The 25884-nt window shown below is 39.0% G+C and carries 27 protein-coding genes; 13 read left to right on the plus strand and 14 right to left on the minus strand.

The features are described 5' to 3' along the window. Positions 1-33 precede the first annotated feature (33 nt). The 3 genes from rpsG (at position 34) to ACM66U_RS01625 (ending at position 3381) form a co-directional block, all read left to right on the plus strand. Positions 34-501, plus strand: coding sequence for a 30S ribosomal protein S7 (gene rpsG, locus ACM66U_RS01615; protein ID WP_151901146.1), 468 nt, complete (start codon positions 34-36; stop codon positions 499-501). Between the two features lie 11 nt (positions 502-512). Beyond that, positions 513-2603, plus strand: coding sequence for an elongation factor G (gene fusA, locus ACM66U_RS01620; RefSeq protein ID WP_151901145.1), 2091 nt, complete (start codon positions 513-515; stop codon positions 2601-2603). Between the two features lie 109 nt (positions 2604-2712). Continuing rightward, positions 2713-3381: a hypothetical protein gene (locus ACM66U_RS01625; RefSeq protein ID WP_151901144.1), complete on the plus strand. Its 669-nt coding sequence runs from the start codon at positions 2713-2715 to the stop codon at positions 3379-3381. On the opposite strand, the gene ACM66U_RS01630 is transcribed toward ACM66U_RS01625, so the two are convergent. After that, on the minus strand, positions 3368-4081 hold the full coding sequence (locus ACM66U_RS01630; protein WP_151901143.1) for an arginyltransferase: 714 nt from the start codon (positions 4079-4081) through the stop codon (positions 3368-3370). The genes ACM66U_RS01625 and ACM66U_RS01630 overlap by 14 nt on opposite strands. Positions 4082-4134: 53 nt before the next feature. On the opposite strand from ACM66U_RS01630, the gene ACM66U_RS01635 reads away from it, so the two are divergent. Next, positions 4135-4458, plus strand: coding sequence for a hypothetical protein (locus ACM66U_RS01635; RefSeq protein ID WP_151901142.1), 324 nt, complete (start codon positions 4135-4137; stop codon positions 4456-4458). Here ACM66U_RS01635 and prfB read toward each other — a convergent pair. Further along, positions 4455-5552, minus strand: a complete 1098-nt coding sequence (gene prfB / locus ACM66U_RS01640) for a peptide chain release factor 2 (RefSeq protein WP_151901141.1) — start codon at positions 5550-5552, stop codon at positions 4455-4457. The two genes, ACM66U_RS01635 and prfB, sit on opposite strands and share 4 nt — an antisense overlap. Positions 5553-5615: 63 nt before the next feature. Between prfB and panC the strand changes: the two genes are divergently transcribed. Continuing rightward, positions 5616-6437, plus strand: coding sequence for a pantoate--beta-alanine ligase (gene panC / locus ACM66U_RS01645; protein ID WP_151901140.1), 822 nt, complete (start codon positions 5616-5618; stop codon positions 6435-6437). Here the strand turns inward: panC and ACM66U_RS01650 are convergent. From ACM66U_RS01650 to flgB, 4 genes are read right to left on the minus strand one after another with little or no spacing between them, the layout of a single operon-like run. Beyond that, positions 6414-8174, minus strand: a complete 1761-nt coding sequence (locus tag ACM66U_RS01650) for a peptidoglycan D,D-transpeptidase FtsI family protein (RefSeq protein WP_151901139.1) — start codon at positions 8172-8174, stop codon at positions 6414-6416. The two genes, panC and ACM66U_RS01650, sit on opposite strands and share 24 nt — an antisense overlap. 24 nt (positions 8175-8198) lie before the next feature. Then, positions 8199-8498 (minus strand): flagellar hook-basal body complex protein FliE, encoded by a 300-nt coding sequence (gene fliE, locus ACM66U_RS01655; RefSeq protein ID WP_151901138.1) that lies wholly within the window; start codon positions 8496-8498, stop codon positions 8199-8201. Between the two features lie 18 nt (positions 8499-8516). Next, positions 8517-9011 carry a flagellar basal body rod protein FlgC gene (gene flgC, locus ACM66U_RS01660; protein WP_151901137.1) on the minus strand — a complete coding sequence of 165 codons (495 nt, stop codon included), beginning with the start codon at positions 9009-9011 and terminating at the stop codon, positions 8517-8519. A gap of 12 nt (positions 9012-9023) precedes the next feature. Then, positions 9024-9455: a flagellar basal body rod protein FlgB gene (gene flgB, locus ACM66U_RS01665; protein ID WP_418640974.1), complete on the minus strand. Its 432-nt coding sequence runs from the start codon at positions 9453-9455 to the stop codon at positions 9024-9026. Positions 9456-9696: 241 nt separating this feature from the next. Here flgB and ACM66U_RS01670 point away from each other — a divergent pair, with 241 nt between their 5' ends. The 5 genes from ACM66U_RS01670 (at position 9697) to ACM66U_RS01690 (ending at position 13666) form a co-directional block, all read left to right on the plus strand. Further along, a complete protein-coding gene (locus ACM66U_RS01670) occupies positions 9697-10074 on the plus strand; it encodes a type II secretion system protein (RefSeq protein WP_151901135.1) in 378 nt (125 codons plus the stop codon). Between the two features lie 199 nt (positions 10075-10273). Next, positions 10274-10753 carry a type II secretion system protein gene (locus ACM66U_RS01675; RefSeq protein WP_151901134.1) on the plus strand — a complete coding sequence of 160 codons (480 nt, stop codon included), beginning with the start codon at positions 10274-10276 and terminating at the stop codon, positions 10751-10753. Between the two features lie 17 nt (positions 10754-10770). After that, positions 10771-11250, plus strand: a complete 480-nt coding sequence (locus tag ACM66U_RS01680) for a type II secretion system protein (protein ID WP_151901133.1) — start codon at positions 10771-10773, stop codon at positions 11248-11250. 31 nt (positions 11251-11281) lie between these two features. Next, positions 11282-11419: a hypothetical protein gene (locus ACM66U_RS01685; protein WP_188109986.1), complete on the plus strand. Its 138-nt coding sequence runs from the start codon at positions 11282-11284 to the stop codon at positions 11417-11419. 195 nt (positions 11420-11614) lie between these two features. Next, positions 11615-13666 carry a primosomal protein N' gene (locus ACM66U_RS01690; protein WP_418640975.1) on the plus strand — a complete coding sequence of 684 codons (2052 nt, stop codon included), beginning with the start codon at positions 11615-11617 and terminating at the stop codon, positions 13664-13666. A gap of 356 nt (positions 13667-14022) precedes the next feature. Here the strand turns inward: ACM66U_RS01690 and ACM66U_RS01695 are convergent, their stop codons facing one another. Beyond that, positions 14023-14604: an NUDIX domain-containing protein gene (locus ACM66U_RS01695; protein ID WP_151901132.1), complete on the minus strand. Its 582-nt coding sequence runs from the start codon at positions 14602-14604 to the stop codon at positions 14023-14025. Further along, entirely contained in the window at positions 14597-15787 is a 1191-nt protein-coding gene (locus ACM66U_RS01700) for a peptidoglycan DD-metalloendopeptidase family protein (protein ID WP_418640976.1), read from the minus strand. Before ACM66U_RS01700 ends, ACM66U_RS01695 begins: the two co-directional genes overlap by 8 nt. Positions 15788-15887: 100 nt before the next feature. On the opposite strand from ACM66U_RS01700, the gene ACM66U_RS01705 reads away from it, so the two are divergent. The 3 genes from ACM66U_RS01705 to ACM66U_RS01715 are packed head-to-tail and all read left to right on the plus strand — an operon-like array spanning position 15888 to position 18903. Then, the gene (locus ACM66U_RS01705) at positions 15888-16685 is read left to right on the plus strand and encodes a plasminogen-binding N-terminal domain-containing protein (RefSeq protein WP_151901130.1); all 798 of its coding nucleotides are present in this window, start codon (positions 15888-15890) and stop codon (positions 16683-16685) included. Position 16686: 1 nt separating this feature from the next. Next, positions 16687-18072: an FAD-linked oxidase C-terminal domain-containing protein gene (locus tag ACM66U_RS01710; RefSeq protein ID WP_151901129.1), complete on the plus strand. Its 1386-nt coding sequence runs from the start codon at positions 16687-16689 to the stop codon at positions 18070-18072. A gap of 6 nt (positions 18073-18078) precedes the next feature. Next, the gene (locus ACM66U_RS01715) at positions 18079-18903 is read left to right on the plus strand and encodes a YihY family inner membrane protein (protein WP_418640977.1); all 825 of its coding nucleotides are present in this window, start codon (positions 18079-18081) and stop codon (positions 18901-18903) included. On the opposite strand, the gene ACM66U_RS01720 is transcribed toward ACM66U_RS01715, so the two are convergent. The 6 genes from ACM66U_RS01720 to ACM66U_RS01745 are packed head-to-tail and all read right to left on the minus strand — an operon-like array spanning position 18850 to position 25831. Beyond that, a complete protein-coding gene (locus ACM66U_RS01720; RefSeq protein ID WP_418640978.1) occupies positions 18850-20133 on the minus strand; it encodes a ComEC/Rec2 family competence protein in 1284 nt (427 codons plus the stop codon). The genes ACM66U_RS01715 and ACM66U_RS01720 overlap by 54 nt on opposite strands. Continuing rightward, positions 20134-22611, minus strand: coding sequence for a replicative DNA helicase (dnaB, locus tag ACM66U_RS01725; protein ID WP_418640979.1), 2478 nt, complete (start codon positions 22609-22611; stop codon positions 20134-20136). After that, positions 22601-23062 (minus strand): DUF86 domain-containing protein, encoded by a 462-nt coding sequence (locus tag ACM66U_RS01730; protein ID WP_151901125.1) that lies wholly within the window; start codon positions 23060-23062, stop codon positions 22601-22603. The genes dnaB and ACM66U_RS01730 overlap by 11 nt, the downstream gene beginning before the upstream one ends. Continuing rightward, the gene (locus tag ACM66U_RS01735; RefSeq protein WP_151901124.1) at positions 23055-23342 is read right to left on the minus strand and encodes a nucleotidyltransferase family protein; all 288 of its coding nucleotides are present in this window, start codon (positions 23340-23342) and stop codon (positions 23055-23057) included. The genes ACM66U_RS01730 and ACM66U_RS01735 overlap by 8 nt, the downstream gene beginning before the upstream one ends. Before the next feature lie 54 nt (positions 23343-23396). After that, positions 23397-24455, minus strand: coding sequence for a flavodoxin-dependent (E)-4-hydroxy-3-methylbut-2-enyl-diphosphate synthase (gene ispG / locus ACM66U_RS01740; RefSeq protein WP_418640980.1), 1059 nt, complete (start codon positions 24453-24455; stop codon positions 23397-23399). 47 nt (positions 24456-24502) lie between these two features. Continuing rightward, the gene (locus ACM66U_RS01745) at positions 24503-25831 is read right to left on the minus strand and encodes a DUF2202 domain-containing protein (RefSeq protein ID WP_418640981.1); all 1329 of its coding nucleotides are present in this window, start codon (positions 25829-25831) and stop codon (positions 24503-24505) included. Between the last annotated feature and the right edge of the window lie 53 nt (positions 25832-25884).

Consider the following 25884-nt stretch of genomic DNA (forward strand, 5'->3'; position numbering starts at 1 on the left):
TTTTGAAAAAAATTGAAGTAAGGAAAATTACAAATGAGAAGAAGAAAAGCTCCCGTTCGTGAAATTATGCCAGATCCAGTTTATGGAAGCAAAATTTTAACGAAATTTATAAATAAAATTATGTTAGATGGTAAAAAATCTACAGCTGAAAAAATCATCTACAGTGCAATGGATATCATTAGCTCTCGTGGAGAAAAATCAGGAATAGATACATTTAATGAAGCTATTGAGAATATCAAACCTATTATAGAGGTTAAAAGTCGCCGTGTCGGTGGTGCTACTTATCAAGTTCCAGTAGAAGTACGCCCGGTGCGTCAACAATCTCTTGCAATTAGATGGTTGGTAGATGCAGCTCGTAAACGTAATGAAAGAACAATGGCTGAGAGATTAGCAAATGAATTTATGGATGCTGCAAGTGACAAAGGTGCAGCATTTAAGAAAAAAGAAGATACATATAAAATGGCAGAAGCTAATAAAGCATTTGCTCATTACAGATGGTAACAGGATAACATATGCCAAGAAGTCATAAATTAGAAGATGTAAGAAACATCGGTATTGCTGCACATATTGATGCGGGTAAAACGACAACAACAGAAAGAATTCTTTTCTATACTGGTGTTGAGCATAAAATCGGTGAGGTCCATGACGGGGCTGCTACTATGGACTGGATGGAACAAGAGCAGGAGCGTGGTATTACGATTACTTCTGCTGCGACTACCTGTGAGTGGAACGGAAAACAGATAAATATTATCGATACTCCGGGCCACGTTGACTTTACTATTGAAGTTGAGCGTTCTATGCGTGTACTTGACGGTGCTGTTTCAGTATTCTGTGCTGTTGGTGGGGTACAACCACAATCAGAAACAGTTTGGAGACAACGTAATCGTTATAAAGTTCCATCTATTGTTTTTGTTAACAAGATGGACAGAACAGGTGCAGACTTTTATGAAGTTGAGCGTCAGATTCGTGATCGTCTTAAAGGGAATCCTATGCCTTTTCAGCTGCCTATCGGTGCTGAAGACAAGTTTGAAGGTGTTGTTGATTTAGTTAAAATGAAAGAGATTGTCTGGGATGAAGATGCTGCGATGGGTTCAAACTACCATGTACAGGATATTCGTCCTGAGTTACAGGAAATTGCAGACGAATACAGAGAAAAAATGCTTGAGACTTTAGCTGAAGTTGAAGGCAATGATGATTTTGCTGAAAAATTCCTTGAAGGCGAAGAAATTTCTGAAGAAGAGATCAAAGCGGCTATCAAATCTGCAACAATCGGCATGGCTGTTGTTCCGATGACTCCGGGTACTGCATTTAAAAACAAAGGTGTTCAGACTCTGCTTGACGCTGTTGTTGACTATCTTCCTTCACCGGTTGAAGCACCGCCAATCATGGGTACTATGATGGATGATGAAGAGAAAGAAGTTGTTGTTGAATCAACTGATGACGGCCCTTTTGCTTCACTTGCTTTCAAAATTATGACTGACCCGTTTGTGGGTGTTCTTACATTTATCCGTGTATACCGCGGTTCTTTAGAATCAGGCTCGTACGTACACAACACGACAAAAGACAAAAAAGAGCGTATCGGCCGTATCTTGAAAATGCATGCTATCAAGCGTGAAGAGATCAAAGAGATATATGCCGGTGAAATCGGTGCCGTTGTCGGACTAAAATCAACAACTACCGGTGATACTTTATGTGATCCTGCTGAGAAAGTTGTACTGGAAAGAATGGATTTCCCTGAGCCGGTTATCTCTGTTGCGGTTGAGCCAAAAACAAAAGCTGACCAGGAAAAAATGGGTATAGCTCTAGGTAAACTTGCTGCGGAAGATCCGTCTTTCAGAGTACACACTGATGATGAAACAGGTCAGACTATTATTTCAGGAATGGGTGAGTTACACCTTGAAATTCTTGTTGACAGAATGAAACGTGAATTCAAAGTTGAAGCAGAAGTCGGTGCTCCGCAGGTTTCTTACCGTGAAACAATCAAGAAAGAAGTCAACCAGGAATACAAGTATGCAAAACAGTCTGGCGGTCGTGGTCAGTTTGGTCATGTATTCTTGAAAGTGAAGCCGGGTGAGCCTGATTCTGGTTTTGTATTTCACAACGAAATCAAAGGGGGAACTGTTCCAAGAGAATATATTCCTGCTGTTGAAAAAGGTTGTGAAGAAGCGATGCAGGCAGGTGTTCTTGCGGGTTATCCTATGGAAGATATTGATGTTACACTGTATGACGGTTCTTACCATGATGTGGATTCAAATGAAATGGCGTTTAAACTCGCTGCTTCAATGGGATTTAAAGAAGCCTGTCGTAAAGCAGATGCTGCTATACTTGAGCCGATGATGAAAGTTGAAGTTGAAGTTCCTGAAGAGTATATGGGTGATGTTATCGGTGACTTGAACCGTAGACGCGGACAGGTAAACAATATGAGTGACCGTGCCGGTAACAAAATTATTGATGCTTTTGTTCCACTTGCCGAAATGTTCGGTTACTCAACCGACCTTCGTTCTGCAACTCAGGGACGTGCAACATATGCAATGGAATTTGATCATTATGAAGAAGTTCCAAGAAATATAGCTGAAGAGATTCAGAAAAAACGTAACGGATAGTATTTTCGTCACAAACTCTCCTTTCTTCTCTCTTTAACGAGAGAGGAGTCTTTCTTCTTTTAAAAATAAAATTCTGTTATAATGGTAAAAATTTTTCAGGCTGATTTGAATGCATAAAATACTACTTTTACTTATACTCGTTACACTGCTTGCGGCACAAAATCCAAAAGCTTTTTCTGCGCTTGGTGATATTGTTTACAATAATGTAGATAAAATTCAGAAGCTTGCAAATATAGATGAGTACGCACCGTACGAAAAGAAAATACAAGAGTATGCTACTGCTGTCAAAAAGTTGAAAAAAGAGGGTTTTTCATTGGATGAGGGAGCGGTTAAAGACAAGATGCGCTATCTAAACAGATTAAGAGAACTTTCACGAACAAATGATTTTTTTGTACGCTCTGTCAAAAGAAATTTGGATTTGGCAATCGAAAATGAAAATTCAAAACTTTTCACAAAACTGGCAAACAGCGGACTGATTGATGAAAAAAGAAGTAAAAGCAAGATACTCGATTACTATTTTGCACATTCTGATGATGTCAATACAACAGGAATAATACAAAAATATTTGGATGAAGATAAAAAACTACAGGCAAAAAAAGAGCGTAAAAAAAGCCTGCTGCAACGAAAAAAAGAACGAGAATTGGAAAAAATTCAAAGAATCAGAAAAAAAGACAAACTCGAACAGCAAAAACTGGAAGAGCAACTTAACAAAGAAGTGCAAAAGAAAAAGTTACAAATTAGAGAAGAACAAAAAAAAGAGCTCTCTAAGACCATATAAATTTTTCGTGTTCGTGCGGTCTGCCTTGAAGCGTGAGGTAAGGAGTATACTGGGCTTTATAAGAAAGAGAAGGGCATCCTTCTACATAGTACCCCAAATATATCCATTTTTTGTTTGTATTTTTAGCATATTTTATCTGATTATACAGGGAGAGTTTACCTAAGGAGTACTGGGCATAATCAGGATCATAATAAAAATAGATTGATGATATTCCGTTTTCAAGAATATCTATCAAATCTACTGCAATGAGCTTTTGCTGATCATAATACAGTACTTCATAGCCAAAGTCAGCATGGCCTGTGACAAAAGAGTTATAGTAGTGCTGTGCAGTTGTCGCAGAGTAGTCCCACCCTTTTTTATCATGCATATAAAGATGGTACTTTTCAAACAGTTCAAGGTGCTCCTGGGTTACACTCGGTACCTGTATGTAAGAAGTAATATCTTTGGATTTTTTGATAACTCTTTTTGCAGATTTGCTGAATGCATAGTTTTCTACATCAATTTTAATACTCTGGCATTCTGTACATGTAGTGCATATGGGTCTAAAGTACATTTTTCCAAAACGACGGTATCCTCGTTCAATCAGGGCTTCACAAGATTTGGAGTCACAGTTGTTGATCACTTTATAGTGTGTAGTTTGTTTTTTGCCGCTCAGATAGGAGCACGTATCATCAAGTAAAAATTCTTTAAGTAGATTCATACCGGGATTTTGACATAATTTGCTTTAGAAACAGCAAAAGAAAAAGAGAGAAGATGGAATTTTTTTTAAAACATAAGATTGTTATTTTAAGGTCAGTTGGCATATTCATGTTTTTTATCGGTTTTGCAGTACATTTTTGGACGACACCCAAAATCGCAATGAGTGCAAATGAGGTAGCTGCAGCCAATGTTGCAAGAATTGAAGCCAGTGTATCCGGGCATGTACCAGGTGTAAAAAAAGCTAAACCGGACATAGCCACTTTCAGGGAGTCTTTAGTAAGTGCACAGCAACAGCAAAAAAAGTATCTTACGATTTTTGCAATGCTGCTTGGAGTATTGTTTCTAGGCTACAGTTTTATAAAAAAAGAGCAAGACTAAGTACGGTTCATAGCTATTAAAACACCTTCAATCATTGTATCAATATCTCCGTCAAGGATACCAGAGACATTAGAGTAGGCTTCATTGCTTCTTGTGTCTTTGATTTGCTGGTAAGGCTGCATAACATAGGAGCGTATCTGATGTCCCCAGCCTATTTCACTTTTGGCGATACCTGCTTCTTTTGCTTTTTGTTCTTCAAGTTCTAATTCATAGAGGCGGGATTTGAGCATTTTCATCGCTGTTGCTTTGTTTTTGTGCTGGCTTCTGTCATTTTGGCACTGTACGACAACACCTGTGGCGATATGGGTTAGGCGTATGGCAGATTCGGTTTTGTTAACATGCTGTCCGCCCGCACCGCTTGAGCGGTAGGTGTCAATGCGTATGTCTTTGTCTTCTATGGTAATGTCTATATCATCATCAATTTCGGGAGAGACCATAACAGAGGCAAAAGAGGTATGACGTTTGGCATTGGAATCAAACGGTGAAATTCTTACAAGTCTGTGAATACCGTTTTCAACCTTGAGATACCCATAGGCATTCTCCCCCTTTATAAGTATGGAGACATCTTTGATGCCTGCTTCATCTCCTGCCTGGTAATCCAAAACTTCTACTTTGAAACCGCGCCGCTCTGCCCAGCGTTTATACATTCTCAGCAGCATCTCTGCCCAGTCCTGGGACTCTGTTCCTCCGGCACCGGGATGAATAGAAAGAATGGCATTATTGGCATCGGTTTCACCTCTTAGCAGGACTTCAATTTCCATATCACGAATCTGTTTTTCCAAATTTGGCGCATCTTCGTAAAGTGCTTCGAGTGATTCTGTATCATTCTCTTCTTTAGCCATTTCATAAAGTTCTTTTGCGTCATCAACAGCATTTTTGGCAGTATTGTATTTGTCAAGTTTTCTTTGAAGCTGAGTTTTTTCTTTTTGTATTTTTGCGGCATAAGCAGCATCGTTCCAAAAATCCTGGTCATTTTCCATAGTCTCAATCTCTTTGAGTCTCTTGTGGATTTTTTCCGGTTCGACAACCTCGGTAATGTTTTTCATTTTTGCATCAATATTTTTTAAAAGTTCTGTGTATTCGTAGTTATCCATATTCCATCACTTAGGGGGCATTAAATTTGTTATAATTGCGATTATATTATATCAGGGCTTAAAATGAAGATTATATCAAATCCTTTGGCATTAAAACAATACTTAAAAGATGAAAATAAAACCGTAGGTTTTGTGCCTACCATGGGTGCTTTGCATGAAGGGCATATTGCTTTGATAAAACGCGCAAGACAAGAGAATGAAACAGTGGTAGTTTCTGTCTTTGTCAATCCTGCACAGTTTTTGGCAGGTGAAGATTTAGACAAATATCCGAAAAAAGATGATGCTGATAAGAAAATATGTGAATTGGCAGGCGTAGATATTCTTTTTTTCCCAACTGCTTCAGATATATACAGTAAGGATGAAGTGAAAATCTGTGCGCCTAATGTACGTGGATATGTTTTAGAAGGGGCAACAAGACCGGGGCATTTCAGCGGTGTTTTGAGAGTTGTTATGAAACTGCTCAATATTGTCTCTCCGACAAGAGCCTACTTTGGAAAAAAAGATGCACAACAGCTTAACCTGATAAGTCTCATGGTAAAACAGTTTTTCATGGATGTTGAAATTGTTCCTGTAGATATCGTTCGCGATAATGATGGACTGGCACTCAGCAGCAGAAATGTATATCTTTCAAAGGCACAAAGGGAAGAAGCCTTAAAGATTCCAAAGTCTTTATATGCAGCTTCAAAGCTAATCAGTAAAAATATTTTGGATACAGTAAAAATTAAAGAGGAGATGCACGCTATCTTGTCTCCTTTGGAAGTAAAATATGTAGAAGTACTTAATCGTGACTTTGAAGTAATAAAGAAAGTACAAATCGGCAATACTGTTATTCTTGTGGAGGCGATTGTAGGTGAAACAAGGCTACTTGACAATATTTGGCTCTAAATAACCCTCTTCTATCATAATATCAACCGCTTTTTTAAAGACAGGAACAGCAGTTTGGGCTGCAAACTGGCTTTTTTTAGGCTGTATAACAATAACACCTATAGTGTATTTGTGCTTTTTGTCATTGGCGAATCCCATAAAAGCGGTGTTGTATTTCCTTACATACTGTCCTTTTTCAACAATGTGCGCAGTTCCTGTTTTTCCACCGATTTGCAATCCTTTTGTGATGGCTTTTTTTCCGGTGCCTTCATTCACGGTTTTGAGTAAAATTTTATTCATTCTTTTGGCAGTTGCACTTTTTATAACCTGCACACTCTCCTCATAACCGAGTTCTTTTACAGTGCCGTGTTCATCTATAAAACTTTTGACAAGTTTAGGTTTTACCATGCGCCCGTTATTGTTAAAAGCACTGTAGGCACGGAGCAGTTGCATAAGATTTGCACGGATGCCGTAACCATAGGCACAGGTAGCTTTGTATATTTCATTTTCAAGCCGTTTGGCACTTGGAACAGAACCTTTTCTTTCATAAATCAAATCAGGTGTGGATTTGCTTGCAAAGCCAAATTTTTTCAGCCCTTGATAAAAGTCATACCCGGAGAGTCTTTGTGCCAGTTGGGCTATACCGATATTTGAAGAGTAGACTATAACATTCTCAGCCGAAAGCCAGTCAAATCTGTGCTCGTCAGTAATAACCTTTCTCCCTATTTTAAAGCGTCCGTTATGTCCGTTTACCAAATCATAGGGATTCACAAGTTTGTGTTCCAGGAGCAGGGCAAAAGTGATAGGTTTCAGAACACTTCCCGGCTCAAAACTGTACTCTATCATAGAACTGTTGAGAGAGGGATAGTCCCTGCGTCTAATCTTTTTTGGCAAATATCTGTTGGAACTGGCTATAGCATAGACATCACCTGTTTTGGAGTCCATAATAGCAATCATAACCTCTTTTGCACGGAGTTCTTTTTTCATACTGTCAAGCATCTTTTCTATGCGTATTTGAAAAGAAACCGGAATGGTCAGTTTAATGTCAAGCCCGTTTATTTTTGGTTTGGTAAAGCTCTCTTTATTTAAAATAATGTAGCTGTTTACATCACGTTTGCCTCTGCTGTAGCCGTCCTGTCTGGGTGAGAGTTCGTTGTCAAATCTTTTTTCAAGTCCTTTGACTCCTTTGATGGAGGTATATCCGTCTTCTTCTATTTTATGCGGATAGCCTATAACAGGAGTAAGCAGTGTTCCATAAGGATACTCCCGGCTTTCCCCGCTCTCAAGTATGCTGAGCCCATGCACAGAACGAAGCCCTGTTGCCGGGTTTTTTAACTCTAAAAATACTTTAAAGCGTCGCAGTTCTCTCGCGAGTGTTTTGAGATAATGTGCTTTTATTTGTGGCACATTATAACTCAAAACGACAACACCTTTGCGTTTGGAGAGTCTTTTTTCAATGGCCTTTGGTGTCATACCTGAGTAAATACTGAAAAGCTTGACAAACAACTCTTTTTTATCAGGGTCGATGTATCTGGTATTGACAACTGCTTTATAGAGTTTTTTTGTTGTAGCTATGTGAAAACCGTCTGCACTGATGATACTGCCACGTTGTGCTTTTGAGCTTTCTGTTGCATACAAAGAGGGCATACGGCGTGATTTTGTGGCAGTGAGAAGCATAACGCTTAAAAAAACCGCAAAAGCAAGAGAAATAAGGACATAAAGAAGGAATATTTTTTTACTTTTGTTACGGTTTACCATGAAGTTATTATGTGCAGAGGCAGATTATAATTGTGTTCTGCCAATCTCTTTGTAGGCATTTAATGCTTTGTTTCGAATCTCTAACATAAGTTTCATACTTGTTTCTGCTTTGCCGATTGCAAGAGCTGCCTGATGGAGATCTTTTACCTGGCCTGTTGCCAAATCGGCTATAGCTTCTTCGCTCTCTTTTTGAATCTCATTAACCTCATTGAGGGCTGATTTTAACTGCTGAGCAAAAGCTTCGCCACCGGTTTTTTCAGTACTGCCTTTTTGTTTTAAAAGGTCTGCTGTTGAAGCACCGGAAATATTATTAATGTTGTTCATAATCTTTCACTTCCTTTTTTACTGTAACAGTGATATGGCAGCGTTTGCCATATCCTTTGCACTTTGAAATGCCGCAACATTTGCCTGGTAGGAGCGTGTTGCCTCTACCAAATCGGACATTTCCACAACAGGATTAATATTTGGATATGCCACATATCCGTTTGCATCTGCATCCGGGTTGTTTGGCTCAAATTTCATAAGAGGTTTGCTGTCGTCTCTTACAATTTTGTCAACTACTACACTCATTATAGCAGGATTTACCTTTTGTCCAAATTGCCCTTCATTCAAAGGGTCTTGATATTTGGCACTTTGTGCAGTCCCACCCAGGGCTTTGTTGTATACATCATTAAAGTTTACTGCTTTAAAAACAACCTCTTTGCGACGATAGGGTCCGCCTTCTTCTGTTCTTGTTGTCTGGGCATTGGCTATATTGCTTGAAATGACATTGACACGGACTCTTTGGGCTGAGAGTCCGTATCCGCTGATATCAAAACTGTTGAGAAAGTTACTCATGGTTGTCTATCCTTAATTTACTTTTGCTGAAGCATCTATGACACTTTTGAAAATGCCTGCATCTTTTTTGGCTGCCATGACAATGGCATTAAACATAATGGAGTTCTTGCTCATTTCGGTTGTTTCTACATCTATATCGACAGAGTTGCCGTCATTGCGAGCCATATGCCCGTCTCTGAAAAAGAGTGTCGGTTTTATCTGGCTTGTTTCTTCTTTTGGTGCCAAATGATTGGCATTGGTACGAGCCATTTTCAACTGATGTGCATTATCCTGATACAGGGCATTTTTTTGTGCAATCAAAGCATCTTCAAAACTGATATCCCTCGGTTTGTAATAAGGCGTGTCCGCATTGGCAATATTTGATGCTATCATATCCTGACGTGCAACACGATAGTCCATCGCTTTCGTTAAAAGAGAATGGGTTTTGGAAATTTCAATGCTCATCAATGACTCCTTGTTTACATGTAATAACAGATAATAAGCAACTTTTATTCCAAATATTTTATCAGCCGGCATTACAATACCGGTTCTTAAATCATTCCCTCCCGGAATCCGTACTTTAGTGCGGGCAATGCCTCGTTTAAATTGAAAACAATCAGATTAAGCAAACTTTAATGAAAATAGGTCCATAATGTTTACTAAGATTACTAGTGTAATCCAATTTTTAAAAATATAAGGAGTTCTTATGAAAAGAGCTGGTTTTACAATGATCGAATTGATCTTCGTTATCGTTATTTTAGGTATTTTGGCAGCAGTTGCCATTCCAAAGCTTGCAGCTACGCGTGATGATGCGAAAGCTTCAACGGAGCTTACAAATATTGCTACATGTATAAATGATGCGGGTAATGCTTATACAGCAACAGGAACAGAAGATAATAGTTCAGCATCTTGTACGCAACTTAAATGTTATAGTGTTTCTACGGGGACTTCAGCAACTGATGGTAATATTACAGTAACTTATACTGGTGCTGGTGGAACTTATTGTGCTAATGTAAAGACTGCGGTTGAGGCCAAAGATTTAAATGGGACACATCAATTCGGTGGTACTAATATAGTATATTAATATTTACTACTGATTAATATTGCAGATATTCTCAATTTATGAGTTGGGAATTTCTGTAAAATATTTTTATTTTCTTTAAGCTCTTATTCCATTACCTATCTAAGTTATAGAATCTCTCCAAACTTTAAAACTAAAATAATAAAAATTATGATATTATAAACAAATCCAGTTTTTTTATATTATTAAGGAATAAATAGTGATGAAAAATAGATTTCAGAGACATTCTTTTCACAGCGCTTTTACAATGATTGAATTGGTTTTTGTCATTGTTATTTTAGGTATTTTGGCAGCTGTTGCACTTCCGAGGCTGGCTGCAACCAGAGATGATGCTGAAGTCTCTAAAATAGCAATGAATATAATGACAGGGGCATCTGAAATTGCTTCGTATGCAATGAGTAAAGCAAAAACTGAAAATAATTTGTCTGTAATGTCCAATGCTATATCTTCTTTGGAAAATACAGGAGAAGCTATTATTTCTGTAGCCGATAAAAAAGCAGTTATTCAAGTGGGTTCTGTGAATGATTGTGCTACAATACAGATACAGACAGGTCCAAATGATGATAATTTAACAATTCTCTTTGGCAACCCAAACAGTGATACACTCTGTACAGCACTGCAAAGTGCTATAGATGCCACGCAATACCCAATGAAACTCCGTGGAACATCTGTTACTTATTGAAAAAAGGTTATATGTTTATGAAAAAATCAAAACAGGCAGCCCAAGGGCACTCGTTGCAAAACGCTTTTACAATGATAGAGCTTGTCTTTGTCATTGTTGTGTTGGGTATCTTGGCAAGTATTGCCATTCCCAAGTTTGCTGCAACAAGAACAGATGCCCAGATAAGCAAAGGACGTGCAGATATTGCCTCTATACGCTCTGCTATAATTACAGACAGACAGGCACATATTATTCAAGGCGATCCGGATTATATATCGGGTTTGAGTCAAAACAGTACAACTCTTTTTGACGGAAACGGAACAAGAGAGTTGCTGATGTACGGTGTAACTGCCGGCGATACTGACGGACATTGGAGTACAACAGACGATGCTCCGCCTTATTTGCATTATGTCTACAAAATCGGCGGTAAAGATTGTGCGTTTACCTATAGCCCTACAACAGGTAGATTTGATTTAAATACCGGTCAAGATACAATTTGCGATAAACTTGTAGACTAAATAATTAATCGAAATTCGAGTATAATTAAGTATGGCTAAAATAGATGAGATAAAAGAGCATATTGGCGCACTGAAGAGTTATTTGAATATTCTAGTCGCTATTATATTAACACTGGGTGCAGGTGTATCAAGGTTGTATGTTTCCAATAATATAACAATTCTCTTTTGACTTTATTTATTATAATATCACGGAGTATTCATTCGAATATAAAAAGATTAAAGGATTTATAAAATGGATTTGGCAACAATTGCAATTGTAGCAGTAGCAGTTCTTTTTGCAGCTACAATAATATACGGAACAAAACAAATAATCGAAATTGATAGTTAGTACTATATCATATAGTGTAAATAAATCTTTTTAAATTTGCGTATAAATTACTACAATATAGCACTCATAGGTTCACCGCTTGGTGAGTTTACCTATCACTCAGAACAAGAGATAGAAATCGGCACCCGTGTCAGCGTACATGTAAGAAACAGAGTAGTCAACGGTGTTGTTATTGCTACATGTAAACAGCCTGATTTTAAAACACATGAAATTTTGGAAGTGAGTGCATTTTGTTTTTCAGACAAACAGCTCATTTTGGCAAAGTTTATAGCCTCTTATTATATCTGCTCACTCGGAGATGCTTTGGCTTTAATATTGCCGCATAAATCAGCCGGCACTGAAATACCGGTTCCGGAGTCATTTTCTCTTGGAAGACAGACAGAAGTACCGGCATTCTCTCTTGGAACCCATGCTTTAGCGTGGGCTGTGTGTCATGATAGCCAAAGAAATAAAGCAAAAACATCAGCCGGCACTGAAGTACCGGTTTCGGATGCAAATGAAACTGAGGCCGCAGCCCTCGGAACCCAGACTTCAGTCTGGGCTGTACGTCATAAGAACATAAAAAGTACCTCAAAAATTATACTTTCATCAAAACAGGAAAAAGCACTCACCTTCTTAAAACAACACAAAGTCTCCCTTCTTTTCGGCGATACAGGCAGCGGAAAAACAGAAGTCTATATGAAATACTTTGAACAGATGATTCAAGAAGAAAAAACATCCATCTTTTTAATGCCTGAAATCTCTCTGACACCGCAGATGTCCAAACGTCTCAAAGAACATTTTGGTGAAGATTTTGTGATGTGGCATTCAAAACTCACCCCATTGGCAAAGAAAAAAGCACTGGAAAAAATATATGCAGGTGAAGCAAAAATCATTGCAGGTGCCCGTTCAGCTCTTTTTTTGCCTGTCAAAAATCTGGGACTCATTGTTGTAGATGAGGAGCATGATGAGAGTTATAAGTCATCTTCAAGACCGCGATACAATGCAAGAGATCTGGCCATATATATGGGAAAATTATATGCTGTTCCCGTAGTGCTTGGCAGTGCGACACCCTCTTTGACCTCTTATGTGAAATTTCCTCATTTTAGGCTCAAAGGGGGACATTTCAGTGCAGATAAAAAATTTATATATGAAAAAAGTGCGGAAACTCTTTCGCCTTTGATTCTGAAAAATTTGCAAGAAGTTATTGAAAAAAAAGAGCAGTCCATTGTCTTTTTGCCCACACGTGCCAATTTTAAATATTTGCAGTGTCAAGACTGCGGGCATACTGTAAAATGTGCCTTTTGCAGTGTCGGTATGAGCGTACATCAGCATTCACGCGCACTTAAATGCCACTATTGTAATTTTACGCAGGCTATACCGCAAGTCTGTCCGGAGTGTCACAGTCAGAATTTGTCCAGTTCTAGACTTGGAACGGCAGAAGCGGCAAAAATTTTAAGTGAAATTTTTCCAGAAACAAAAATAGAACAGTTTGACAGAGATGTCATCACAACCGCGAATAAACTCAAAAAAGCATTAAAGCGTTTTAATGACAAAGAGAGTGATATTCTTGTCGGCACTCAAATGCTCTCAAAAGGGCATGATTATCACGGAGTCACTTTGGCTGTGGTTTTGGGTATGGACAACATGCTGAACATGGGTGATTACCGTGCGCGGGAAAAAGCGCTTGCTTCTTTGATTCAGGTAGCCGGACGAAGCGGACGGGCAAAAGATGCAAAGGTCATTGTGCAGACTTTCAATGAAGATTTTTTCAAAGCATATATAGAAAAATATGAAGATTTTTTGGAAGAAGAAAAGGTTTTCAGAAAAGAACTTTACCCGCCTTATAAAAAACTGTGTCGTATTTTGTTTGCCCATAAAAACGGAGCAAAAGCACAAGAACAGATGCGAAAAATGCATGAAAATCTGCTTACATGTAAAGGTGTGGAAATTGTCGGTGCAAAAAAATGTGCCATAGAAAAAGTGGCGAACAAGTACAGATTTGAGATACTTTTGCGGGCTGATAAAAGCACCGATATCATAAAAGCAGTAAAAAAAGCTAAAGTGGCTTTGGCAGAAATAGATATGGACCCCATAGAGTTTGGGTAGTTCATACGAAGGATTTTTGGCTGTAATGCAGTAAAACCAAGACTAAAGTCTCAATACCATTAAGTTAAGAAAAAAGTTCGATATTCTTTTGGAACCTAGGCCTTAGTCTTGAAAGACACAAAGTCCGCACTGAAGTACGGGTTCCGAAAAAGCCGCTTAACTTAATGGCATTGAGACTGAAGCCTCGATGCCGAGAGGAAGAATGACCCCGGAATCGGTACTTCAGTGCCGACTGATGTCTTTGCTTCATCTTTTGAACTCTCATGCCGCACAGCCCAGACTGAAGTTTGGGTTTGGAGAGGGAGGATGACTACGGAATCGGTACTTTCTATGCTAAAGCATGACTTGGAAAAAAACTAAATTTTTTTCTGTAGTGCCGACTTTTTTGTATCAAAAAACCAGTAAAAAGCCAAAGAAACACCGGTTGTTTTTTGATAGCGTTCATCAAACATAAACTTTTTTGCTTCAGATACGGGGATGTAAATGACCTCGATTTCTTCCTCTTCAAGACCACCGCCTTCATTTATTTTCATATGTTCGTCAATTTCGGCATAGTAGAGTGTCTGATAGGTCCCCGATATGCCGACACTGGTGTAAAAAGCACTGATTTTTTCCAGATTTTGCACAGGCAGATCATATCCGCACTCTTCCAAAATTTCCTCTTTGGCTATTTGCTCTATGGAACACTCTTTGTCAACAATGCCGGCACAGAGTTCATACATGTAACCGTTGTTTTGATTTTTGTTAAGCACGGTAGCGCGAAGCTGTTTGACAAGCACAAAGGCATCTTTTTGTGTGTGATAGAGCAGTATGGCAACACTGTCATGCGAAAGTACGGCTTCCCATCTTTTTTCTTTGCCGTTTTGTGTGTAGTTTATTTCCACCGGTTTGACAAAATTTGGTTCTTTGAGCTCTTTTATGGAAGTTATTTTACCCATTGCTTTTTTCCTTTAAAAGATGAATATAGGACATGTTTTCAAAAGGCGGGCGTTTTTTATAGGCTGTTTTGTTGTTGAGGTGAAGATTGACACTTTCATCATAGTTTTTCTTTAATCGTAAAAATGCTTTTTTTGCTTTGCCTTTGAGCTTTTTGGTCGTTACCTGTACAACTCTGAGCGGGTTGATTGCACGTCCTCTTTTCCTGAGTTCAAAATGCAGATGTGGTCCGGTAGAGCGGCCTGTAGAGCCGACATAGCCTATAGTCTGCCCTTTTTTTACACGTTTGCCCCTGTGAATACCCCTGCGGAATGATTTTAAGTGGGCATAGCGTGTTTCATAGCCGTCAGCATGGCGTATTTTTATCAAATTTCCATAGCTTCCCATTCTTGAAGCCCATACAATGACACCTCTGCCCGCTGCAATAACCGGTGTTCCGCGTCTTGCAGCATAGTCAACGCCCAAATGTGCCTTCCATTTATGCAGTACAGGGTGCCATCTCCTTTTTGTAAAATAAGAAGATATTCTGGCTCCCCTTACCGGACGGGCCAGTAAAAATCCTTCGACCTCATGGGCTTTTTCATCATAATAACGTCCGTCACTGTTGAGGTAGATAAAGTGTTTTTTATGGTGCATCTCTATCATGGCGACTTTTAAAGCAGGCATGGAAAAAGGCTCTCCCAGACGATATTTTTGTTCATAAATCATGACAAGTTCATCGCCTTTGCGAATGTCGTTTTTAAAGTTTAATGAGTGTTTGAAACTGGCAACAAAAATTTGTGCCAGTTTTTTGGAACCTGTTTCTTTTAAAATATTGTACATCGGTGAACTTGTTATTGTTGTGTAAAAAGCTTCTGTTTTTGTTGTGCTTATAATGGGAATGGCTTCAAATTTGTAGCTTTTGTCATCTTTGTATATATGGATTTGCAGTTCATCATTCAAAGGCAGTAAAATCTGTTCTATCTCTTCTTTGTCATCTTTTAAAATCTGATAATGAATGCCTGCACGCATCTCCTCTGTGAGTCTTTGGTCATCCTTGTCAAGATTGTAGTAGAGCGGTCGCAACGGAAGATTGTGATTTTGTAAAAAATCCAGATAGGTTTCTCCGTTATTCCACCGGTATCTGTCCACATGGGCAGCAAAAGAGGAGGTAATCAGTAAAAAAAATATGAAAAATCGTATCATAAATATAAGCCTAGAATAAATAATTTGCAAAGATTATCAAATTTTGGCTTAGTCTGAGGTTTGTTTGATATAATCATAAACAAAAAATCAAAGAAGAAACATGAAATATATACTTTTATTCACGATACTTGCGTTGGAAGTTTTTGGCGCTGTTATAAAATCACCTGTAATCTCAGTTGATAATCAAAATGAAACTGCAACAATAAAAACAGACAAAATTGATGTCGGTGTCAGCGGTTTTGTTGTACATCACATTAGCCCTGAACACAGTGCCATTGTTAAAAATGCTGTTGTGCAGAGTTTTAATGCACAAACAAAGACGGCAACAATCAAAATGAGTGCATTTACTGCTCTGCAAAACAGTGCACTGCCTCACGGAAAATGGCAAGTGCAAGTGGGTGATACGGTCGAGTTGGCATTTGGCTACTCCCGTTCACTGCTTATCGCTCCCAATGAAGAGATTTATTATAGAATTGCCAAGAGTGTGCAGACACAATGGATTCATCCGGATCTTTTTGCAACGGTTCTTTCTTTTCGGGGACATCCGACACCTTTGAAAGAGGACTTTGAAGCGATGGCAGATGCCGGCAGCGTAGGATTGCTTTTTATATATCTCAATCAAAAAGTATATACGCTCGACATCAAAAGTTTTAAAATCCTGAGTATCAGTGATGCAAAACTCAAGCAGGACAAGGTACATCTTCCTTTTTATACGCGTGTCAACAACATTGATGCTGCATGGTGGGGAGCGGGGAGTTCGAGACTCAAAAGTTATGCGCCACACTATTATGAACTGTTGGTTGCAAACAACAAAACGAACAAAGAGCTTTATAATATTATAAAAAACGGTGATGCTTCTTTGCATTATTTACTTGATGAATTTGAAACAGGAAAATAAGATGATAGATAAAATACATTTACAACATTTTACAAATATTGTAGGAGAAGAGAATATTTACAGCGACAAGGCACATCTGCTTGCCTATTCGTATGATGCGACACGGGAACATTTTGAGCCCGATGCGGTTATTTTTCCGAGAAATGAAACAGATGTCAGCGAAATACTCAAGTACTGTAATGAACATCAGATCATTATAGTACCGCGCGGTGCCGGTTCCGGTTTTACGGGCGGAGCACTTCCAAGCAAAGGCGGAATTGTCCTGGCAATGGAAAAACATATGAACAAAATTCTTGAAATAGATATGAAAAATATGGTCGCCATTGTTCAGCCCGGTGTGATCAATATGGACCTGCAAAAGAGAGTAGAAGAGGTAGGGCTGTTTTATCCGCCGGATCCTGCGAGTCAGGATTATTCTACCATCGGTGGAAATGTGAGTGAAAATGCCGGCGGAATGCGTGCTGCAAAGTATGGAATCACAAAAGATTACGTCATGGCAACACGGGCTGTTTTGCCAAACGGTGATGTGATAAAAGCAGGAAAAAGAACCATCAAAGATGTGGCAGGGTATAACATAAGCGGGATATTGATCGCGAGTGAAGGCACCTTGGCAGTGCTTACAGAAATCACGCTCAAACTCATCCCAAAACCGAAAATGACAAAAACGGCAATGGGAATCTTTCCGACTGTCAATGAGGCAATGGAAGCAGTTTACAAAACAATGGCAAGCGGTATTACTCCGGTTGCCATGGAGTTTTTGGACAATTTGACGATTCGAGCCGTGGAGGAGACCTTTCATAAAGGTCTGCCGGTTGATGCGGGCGCTTTGCTTGTTACGGATGTTGACGGCAATCTTGAAGATGATCTGGATTTTCAACTTGCACAGATTGAAAAAGTATTCCGTGAAAACGGATGCAGTGACTTTAAAGTGGCAAAAGATGACAAAGAGGCGGCAGACATCTGGTTTGCCCGTCGAAATGCTTCGCCGTCACTCAGCATTTACGGCAGTAAAAAACTCAATGAAGATGTAACAGTGCCCCGTTCGGCACTGCCGGAACTGCTAGAGAGATTTTATGCAATAGCGGACAAATACAATGTCAAAATCCCGTGTTTCGGACATACGGGTGACGGAAATGTGCATACAAATGTCATGGTTGACGGCAGCGACCCTGAGCAGGTAAAAATTGCCTATAAAGCCATAGAAGAGGTGTTTCAGGCAACAATTGATTTGGGCGGAACACTCTCTGGTGAGCATGGAATAGGGCTTGCAAAAGCACCGTACATGAAAATGGCGTTTACAGATGCGGAGATGGCACTTTTTAAATCCATCAAAAAAGCATTTGATCCGAACAATATTTTAAATCCTGCAAAAATGGGGCTTGACTAATAGGTCATGAATGAAAAGCTGACAAAATACTTTAAGCCTGTTCAACTGTTTGTCAGCTCTTTTATTGATAAAGAGCTCACACTTTTTGCGGCAAGTTTGAGCTTTTATACGATTTTTACCATTATTCCTCTTTTGTTGATTGTGATGGCTATTTTGACTGCCTTGCCCTCTTTTGCCGATTATTATGAAAAAATTCAGGGCTTTATATTTTCCAATTTGATGCCTGTGAATTCGGACACGGTTATGTTTCAGATAAACGGATTTTTACAAAACGCTTCTAAAATGGGAGCCATAGGATTTGTGGCAATCTTAGTCTCTTCTCTTTTGTTTTTTAAAAATTTTGAATACATTGCCAACAGAATTTTTCATGCAAAACCAAGAACTTTGTGGGAGAGCATTACGACCTACTGGACACTTTTGACACTTACGCCTGTTGCACTTGGCATCTCTTTTTATATTACAGGCTACATTGCCGCGCTTATGGCTTCAAATTCTTTGACTTCAGGGCTTAATATTTTGCCTCTGGTTCCCTACATCATCATTTGGGGACTTTTCTTTTTGATATTTCAAATTGCCGCCAATGCAAAAATAAATCCAAAAGCTTCACTTATCAGTTCTTTTATTGTCTCTGTAATTTTCAGTGTCAGTAAAAATGCTTTTATCTACTATGTCTTTTTAAACCAATCCTACACAACAATGTACGGTTCCTTTGCTATTTTGATGTTTTTGTTTTTGTGGATTTATGTTTCGTGGATTATCTTTTTGTATGGTTTGAAACTATGCCACATTATAGATGAAATATACAAAAAGAAGCAGCGTATAGCCGAGTAAGGCATAGAGTGCCTTTTTGCTAAATACGGCTGCGAGTGAAAGCACAATTTCTGCAATAAGATAAACTTTTGCAAGTGTGTGTTGCAGGGCATGTGCGTTTACATGTAAGAGATAACTTAGAGGTGCATCTAAAAGATTTCCCAGGCCCATTACATGTAATGCAATTGCCAAGGGGTAAAAGAGCGTAAAAAGTGTTGTCCAGAGAATTGAAAGGGGATGATACAGGCTGAAGTTGCCAAATATTGCCATAGAAAAAGGAAGCATCATCAAGTAAACCCAAAACGGCAGGAGCAGAAACTGTGTAAGCTTACTGCACTCCTTACAATGCAGCAGAAATAAAAAGATGTAAAAAACGCCACTTACCGAAAGCCAAAAACCTATACTGAGCAGAAGTTTTGGAAAAAGTGCAAGAATCAAAAGCACGGTAAGCAGGAGTGTCTGCATCGAGATGATTTGCATGCCTCTGTCATACAATACAAAACCGACGACAAGCATTACATAGGCTCTCAGCAGTGAGGGCGGTGAACCCAAAAAGAGCAAATAGCCAAGCAAAACCAGGCTGATAAAGAAAAAACTGTCTCTTTTGTAGCTTCTGTAGGGAAAGTATCTGTTTTGCAAAAATTTATAAGGGTATTTAAACAGAAAAAACAAAAGAGTAGCTAAAACACCCAAATGAAAACCGCTGATGGCGATGAGGTGTGAAATACCGAGGTTGGAAAACTGTGTCTGTATAGATGTTGGGAGGGGAAGTGCCAAAAACAGTGCCTTGTAGAGTTTGGCAATTTCACTGCTTGCGTGCTGTGCATCTATAAATGAGGCCGTTTTTTGTTTGAAAGTAGGCTTTTTATAAATTTTGAGTATTTTGCTAAAGGCAAAAAAACCTTTGAGATACTCTTTGAAGCTGATGTTCCCCGCCCACAGTTCTACATGTAAGCGTTTGTTTTGAAGGTTGTGAAGATTTTTCTTTGCGGTTGTATAAAAAACAAATCCGTCATCACTCCTGAGTTTTAAAATTTTATAGCTTTTTATCTTTCCATTTTTTGTCAACTTTGTTTTATTGTAGGCTTTTACAACTGTGACGTCAGAAAGTTGGGAATCAAATTTTGTGAGCTGTTTGTATTTGTAGTACTCATAAGAGAAGGAAAAACTAAGAAGCATGAGCATAAGTCCCACAAAGAGAAAGTAATCTCTTTTTGCACTAAAAAGTGTGACTTTCTCAATTATTTGCATTTAGATAGAGGGCATCTCTACCTGTGGCATCTCGATATTGGCCGATTTTGTATCTACATTTTCATAGACGGTCTCAACCCCCTGTGCATAGCCCGGCGCGTCCACAAAACGGGTAAGCTTTTTTTGAAAGATGAGTTTGACATGTCCTGTCGGACCGTTTCTTTGTTTGCCGATGATGATTTCGGCATCCTCTTCCTCTTTTTCCACGTAGGTTGAGGTAAACTCTTTGCCCTCTGCCTTCGCGGCTTTTTCACGCTCTTTTTCTTCTTTGTAGAGATAGACATCATCACGATAAACAAATAAAATAATGTCGGCATCCTGCTCTATTGAACCAGATTCACGAATATCGCTGAGCATCGGACGTTTGTCGTTACGACTCTCAAGCCCACGGTTAAGCTGAGAGAGTGCAACTATTGGCATTTCAAGCTCACGCGCGAGCATTTTGAGTCCACGCGAAATTTCTGAGACCTGCAGGTGTCTGTCCTGCGAGCCGATTCCCTGCATAATCTGCAGGTAATCAATGACGGCTATCTCAATTTCGGGATGCTGATTTTTGAGTTTTCTGAGTTTTGAGCGGAGCTGGTTGATATTTAAACTTCCCTGGTCATCGACAAAGAGTTTTGCGTCATTCATTCTGTCTATGGCACCGTTAAGATTGGACCACTGGTCATCATTCATGTCCCCTACACGAAGCTTCTGCAAAGGAATGGAGGTCTGAATAGAAAGCAGACGCAGCATCAACTGTTCAGCCGGCATTTCAAGCGAGAAAAAGGCTACTCCCTTGCCTTGGAGTATGAGAGAGTTAACGGTGTTGAGTATAAAAGAAGTGTTATGTGTGACCGTCATGTCTTCCAATAAAAAAAGATGGTTTCCGTCTATTGTAAATCCATAATAATCATCTACTTTGTCATATTCGACTCGAATGCCTGTATGGAGGTGTTCCCGTTTTGAGAGGAGCTTTCTTGCTTGTTTTCTGGCAATTTTTGTCGGGACTTTGTCTAAATGACCGACAATTCTTATTCTGTATACATCACATTCATAATTGATTTTTTTAATTTTGGCTTTTTTTGTTTTAATAGAAACACGAAATCCAAGCGAATCTGCCAAAAATTTAATTTGACGGGCGAGCTTTTCATCTTTTTGCACAATTTCAAAAACATGAAATTTATTATCATAGTATCCGTCACTGTCTATGAGTCCGGCTAAAAGTTCCAACCTGTTTTTTTGTGAATTTTTCAGATATTGATGCGGAATATGTTTAGAATTTAACACGCCTAATTCTCTTAGTTTTTTTTGCAGCGAATTGTCTGAAAATTTTGAAACACCGCGTTTGCCTGAAGTTATTGCATACATAGGACATTTTTCTTTATTGTTATGCTGTTTTGTCACTTGAAGATCTAATTTTTTGGCATAATCTTTTAAATAATTGACGACTTCTTTGTCTTGTGTCGCAATAGCAACATTACTGCTTGTTCCGTCGCCCAACCATATTCCCAGAAAATAAGGTTCTATATGGAGTTTTTGCTTAGGAAATTCTACGGCTACTTTGTAGCCTTTGTAATTGGAATGAAATTTATTTGATTTTTGAATGTACTCTTTGACAGGGATATTTAAAATATCTCCATGCTTGTGCTTGCTTTCATTTCTGCTGCGTTTAAGTGAAAGTATATGACTCTCATTTACACGGTAATCAATTCCTTTATTTTGCCGTACCCAGTACATCTTTTCTCTGCCCCGAGCAAGAGAGAGGACATTTCGCGGTGTCGAATCATCACCCATAAGCTGTTCACCGACTTGAATATCTTCGACATTTTTGAGTGTTCCGTCATACATTAAAACTTTTGTACCTCGTCCAAGGCATTTTCCCATCGCAGGCCGTGCAGCGATGATAACCAGGTCTCCCTTGCCAAATCCTGTTGTCATTTTGTTCAGTTCTTTAAAGCCTGTATCGACACCGACGAGTACGGAGTTTCCTCGTGCTTTCATCTCTTTGATGTATTCCATAGTATCAAAGGTCATTTTTGGAGAGTCTTTAAAATCGCTTGTCTGGTTGTCCTGGGTGATTTCATAGAGTTTTTTCTCTACGATGTCAACGACTTCTACAGATGGCAGTTCTTCTTCTACAGTCACTCTTTTTATCTCGGTCGTGAGTGTCAGCAGATGGCGTTTGAGTGATTTGTCTTTGATTTCATCAACATAGGCTTTGGTATTTGAAATAGGGTTGGCAGAGAGAATTTCAAGCAAAACCTGTTCGTCAAATTTTTTTGCCTTCATGAGCTCTTTTTTTATAAACTCTTCATCGATTGGCTGGTCTTTTTGCAAAAGTGTAAGCATTGCAGCAAAAATATCCTGATGAGCAGGCAGGTAAAAATCATCTTTTTTCAGTATGACACTCAGTTCATCAAACTGACTCGGCTCAAAGACTATGGAACTTAATACGGAACGTTCAAAAGCGAGGTTGTAGAGGTTATCTTGCATTGTTTAATTCTTTTTGTAAATTTTTTAAATATGTTTTTAGTTTTTCATCTCTATTTTTCAGATCATAGTTAATAGTAGTGTCGAAAGCTTCACCTAAATTATAAATATTTATAGTTATTTGTTTTAGGTCATCATGAAGTGGAGTAATTTTGTCTTGTAAAACGTTCCAAACTTCTTCTTCATCAATACCAAAATAACCATGAGCAACTATATTCCTAAAATCTATGATTTGTCTAAAATATTTTGGTGAAGATTGATGGAACTGTTTTGTTTGAAGTAGGTTTTTAATGGCTTCACCAATAATTTCTAATTGTCTTATAGTAGCATCCCAATGCAGAGAATCATGTAATAATTCTTGTGCTGATGAAAAGTTGGAAGAATATGCTTTTATTTTAAATATAGCAATAAATATATCGAGTACAAAGAGTTCAACATCTCTTTTTTTAGACATAAAGTATCTCTTTTTCAACACGGCGTCTATAAAACTCTCTCATACTGTCTAAATAGCCTATATCTATTTTTGTGCCGAAAGTATCTTCTAAAAAATATTGTAAATCAGATTTGATAAAAAAATCTTTTTTAGATGTTTCAATAGCTAAGTCGATGTCACTTGCTTCTTCTGCCTCATCACGTGCATAGCTTCCAAACAGTCCGATTTTAGTGACATTATATTTTTCTTTTAAAAGTTGTTTATTGTTCTTTAAAAAGTTTAAAATATACTCTTTTGTCATAACGCAACATCCTTTGTGTATTAAACATATTCTAGCATAATTTATATCAAAGGTTTATGACCTTTTAGCCATATCTTCCACTTCGCTGACAAACCTGTCGACAAGTTCTTTTTCATCCAAATTGGCAACCACTTCGCCTTTTACCATGACAAGTCCTTTGCCTTTGCCGTAGGCTATGGCAACATCTGCATGTTTTGCTTCGCCTATGGCATTGACGACACAGCCCATGACACTTACATCCAGCGGCGTTTTTATATGGGCTGTTCTTTTTTCTATTTCGGCGACTGCTGAGACCAAATCGGCTTCAATGCGTCCGCAGGTCGGGCAGGAGATGATGTTTAAGCCCTCTTTTGCCACGCCGCTGTCTTTTAAAATGGCACGGCCGACTTTGATCTCTTCTTCCAGTTCGCCGGTGATGGAGACACGCATAGTATCGCCGATACCCTCAAGCAAAAGTGTTCCCAAGCCTATGGCACTTTTCACGGTAGCATGAAAAATTGTTCCCGCCTCTGTTACACCCAAATGAAACGGATAGTGGTTCTTTGGACGCAGCATTCTGTAGGCTTCAACCGTTCTTTGCACATCGCTTGCTTTGAGCGATATTTTAATGTCATCAAAACCCAAGTCTTCAAGGTACTTTATGTTGTACTCTGCCGAAGCGACCATTGCTTCTGCCGTCGGACCGTATTTGTCATCAAACTCTTTTTCGAGACTCCCCGCATTGACACCGATGCGAATAGGAAGATTTCGTTCCTGACAGGCTTTTACTATCTCTCTTATTTTGCTTTTATCGCTGATATTTCCGGGGTTGAAACGGATGCAGTCAACAGATTCGGCTGCAATGAGGGCAAGTTTATAGTTAAAGTGTATGTCTGCAACAAGCGGCAGAGAAATCTGTGCTTTGATGGCTTTGAGTGCAAGGGCGTCTTCCATATCAGGAACGGCAACGCGGACAATGTCCGCTCCTGCAAAGTGCAGGCGGTTTATCTGCTCAACCGTTGCTGCAACATTGTGTGTGTCCGAGTAGGTCATAGACTGCACGGAGACAGGAGCATCACCACCGACGGGTACATCACCGACAAATATTTTTTTAGTTGGGTATCTTTTTATCATGGTTGGATTTTAGCCCTTTTTAGGTAAAAAAGGGCTTAGGAAGTTTTTTACTGTCGTCCGTATTGATGACCGTTTCCTGTTGCAGATGCTGTGTCTTGTGGGTACTCAGGATGATTGTATTCTTCACCAATGACTGCACACCCCTGTGTTACACCTATATTTTTGAGTGCCGTATCAAATGCCCAGTAATGTGTATAACTACCGTCTCTTAAAAAGTTAAATACGGTGACAACATCGCTTGCATTTGAATCCTGTGCAATGGCGATATCCTCATCAAGATCGTTGATATCTGTCACCTCTACCATACATCCGACTTCAAGTGCATCTTGTTGAGACTGTTTTCCTTTTGCTACGAGTGTGTCATAAAGATTTTGGATAGCCTGAATGTTGTATTGTCCTGCCGGTAATTCACTTACACTCATATCTAAATAGCTTAAATTCGCATCCGGAAGATTTTGAGCTGCATCTACATTGGTAAACTCATCTAAAGAAGTGATATATTTTTTAATCAAAAGTTGCATATCTGTTGTATGGACTGTCTCAGAATTTGTTGCGATATTGTAGAGTGTTTTAATTTCGATTCCGCTCTCAAGGTGGTAATTATAGAGTGTCAAATAGATATCATGTGCCAAACGCTCTTCATTTCCCATATATGCCAGAGTATCTTTTGCCTCTTGCGTAAGAGTAGAAGCAGGTGAAAGCAGTGCCTGTGTTACTGCTGATGTTGTTTGTGTCTGCATAGTAGCGGTATCTGAAATTCCATTACCCTGATGTGCGGCTGAGTTTCTTGAATATCCATGAGCCGAAATGACACTTTGGACATAATCTGTTGTTTGGGTAAGGTGTTGGATTGCTGTTTCTTGGTCGACAAGTGTAAGGTTTAAATCTGCAGCAATTGCATCAAGATTTTCTGCTGTTAGTTTTTCATGTGCTCTTTGACGAAGCTGTTCGCGTACCTGTGCCTGAATACGAATACCATCATTTGCGTTGTTGTTGTCGTCGCATGACTGCAAAAATTCTGCAATTGCGATGACTTCACTGTTATTGAGATCTGTTCTGTTTACATCTGTCAAATCTTGCGGAAAAACCATAGCATCCTGTGGAAGTGTGTCGATTGTTCCAAGTTCAAGTGTTTCAACACTGAACGTTACTGGAAGTGCAGTACATGTAAATGAGCCGTTTTCATCAGTCACACCTGTTGTACCGTCACTACATGTATAGTTGACATCAGCGACAAAACTGTCAACAAGCTGCCCGCTTGCAGTGAGAGATGTGGCTGTAGCAGTACTGTCAGATGATGAACCGCAGCCACTTAAAAGAAGTGTCGCTGCAACAGTAGATATGCTAAGAAGTGTTTTTAAATATTTTGTTTGCATAGAGTAGAATCCTTTTGTCCTTAATTTTCAAAAGTATAATACAAAAGTGTTAG

It is taken from the genome of Sulfurimonas sp. ST-27 (assembly GCF_048081595.1).
Classification (GTDB): domain Bacteria; phylum Campylobacterota; class Campylobacteria; order Campylobacterales; family Sulfurimonadaceae; genus Sulfurimonas; species Sulfurimonas hydrogeniphila.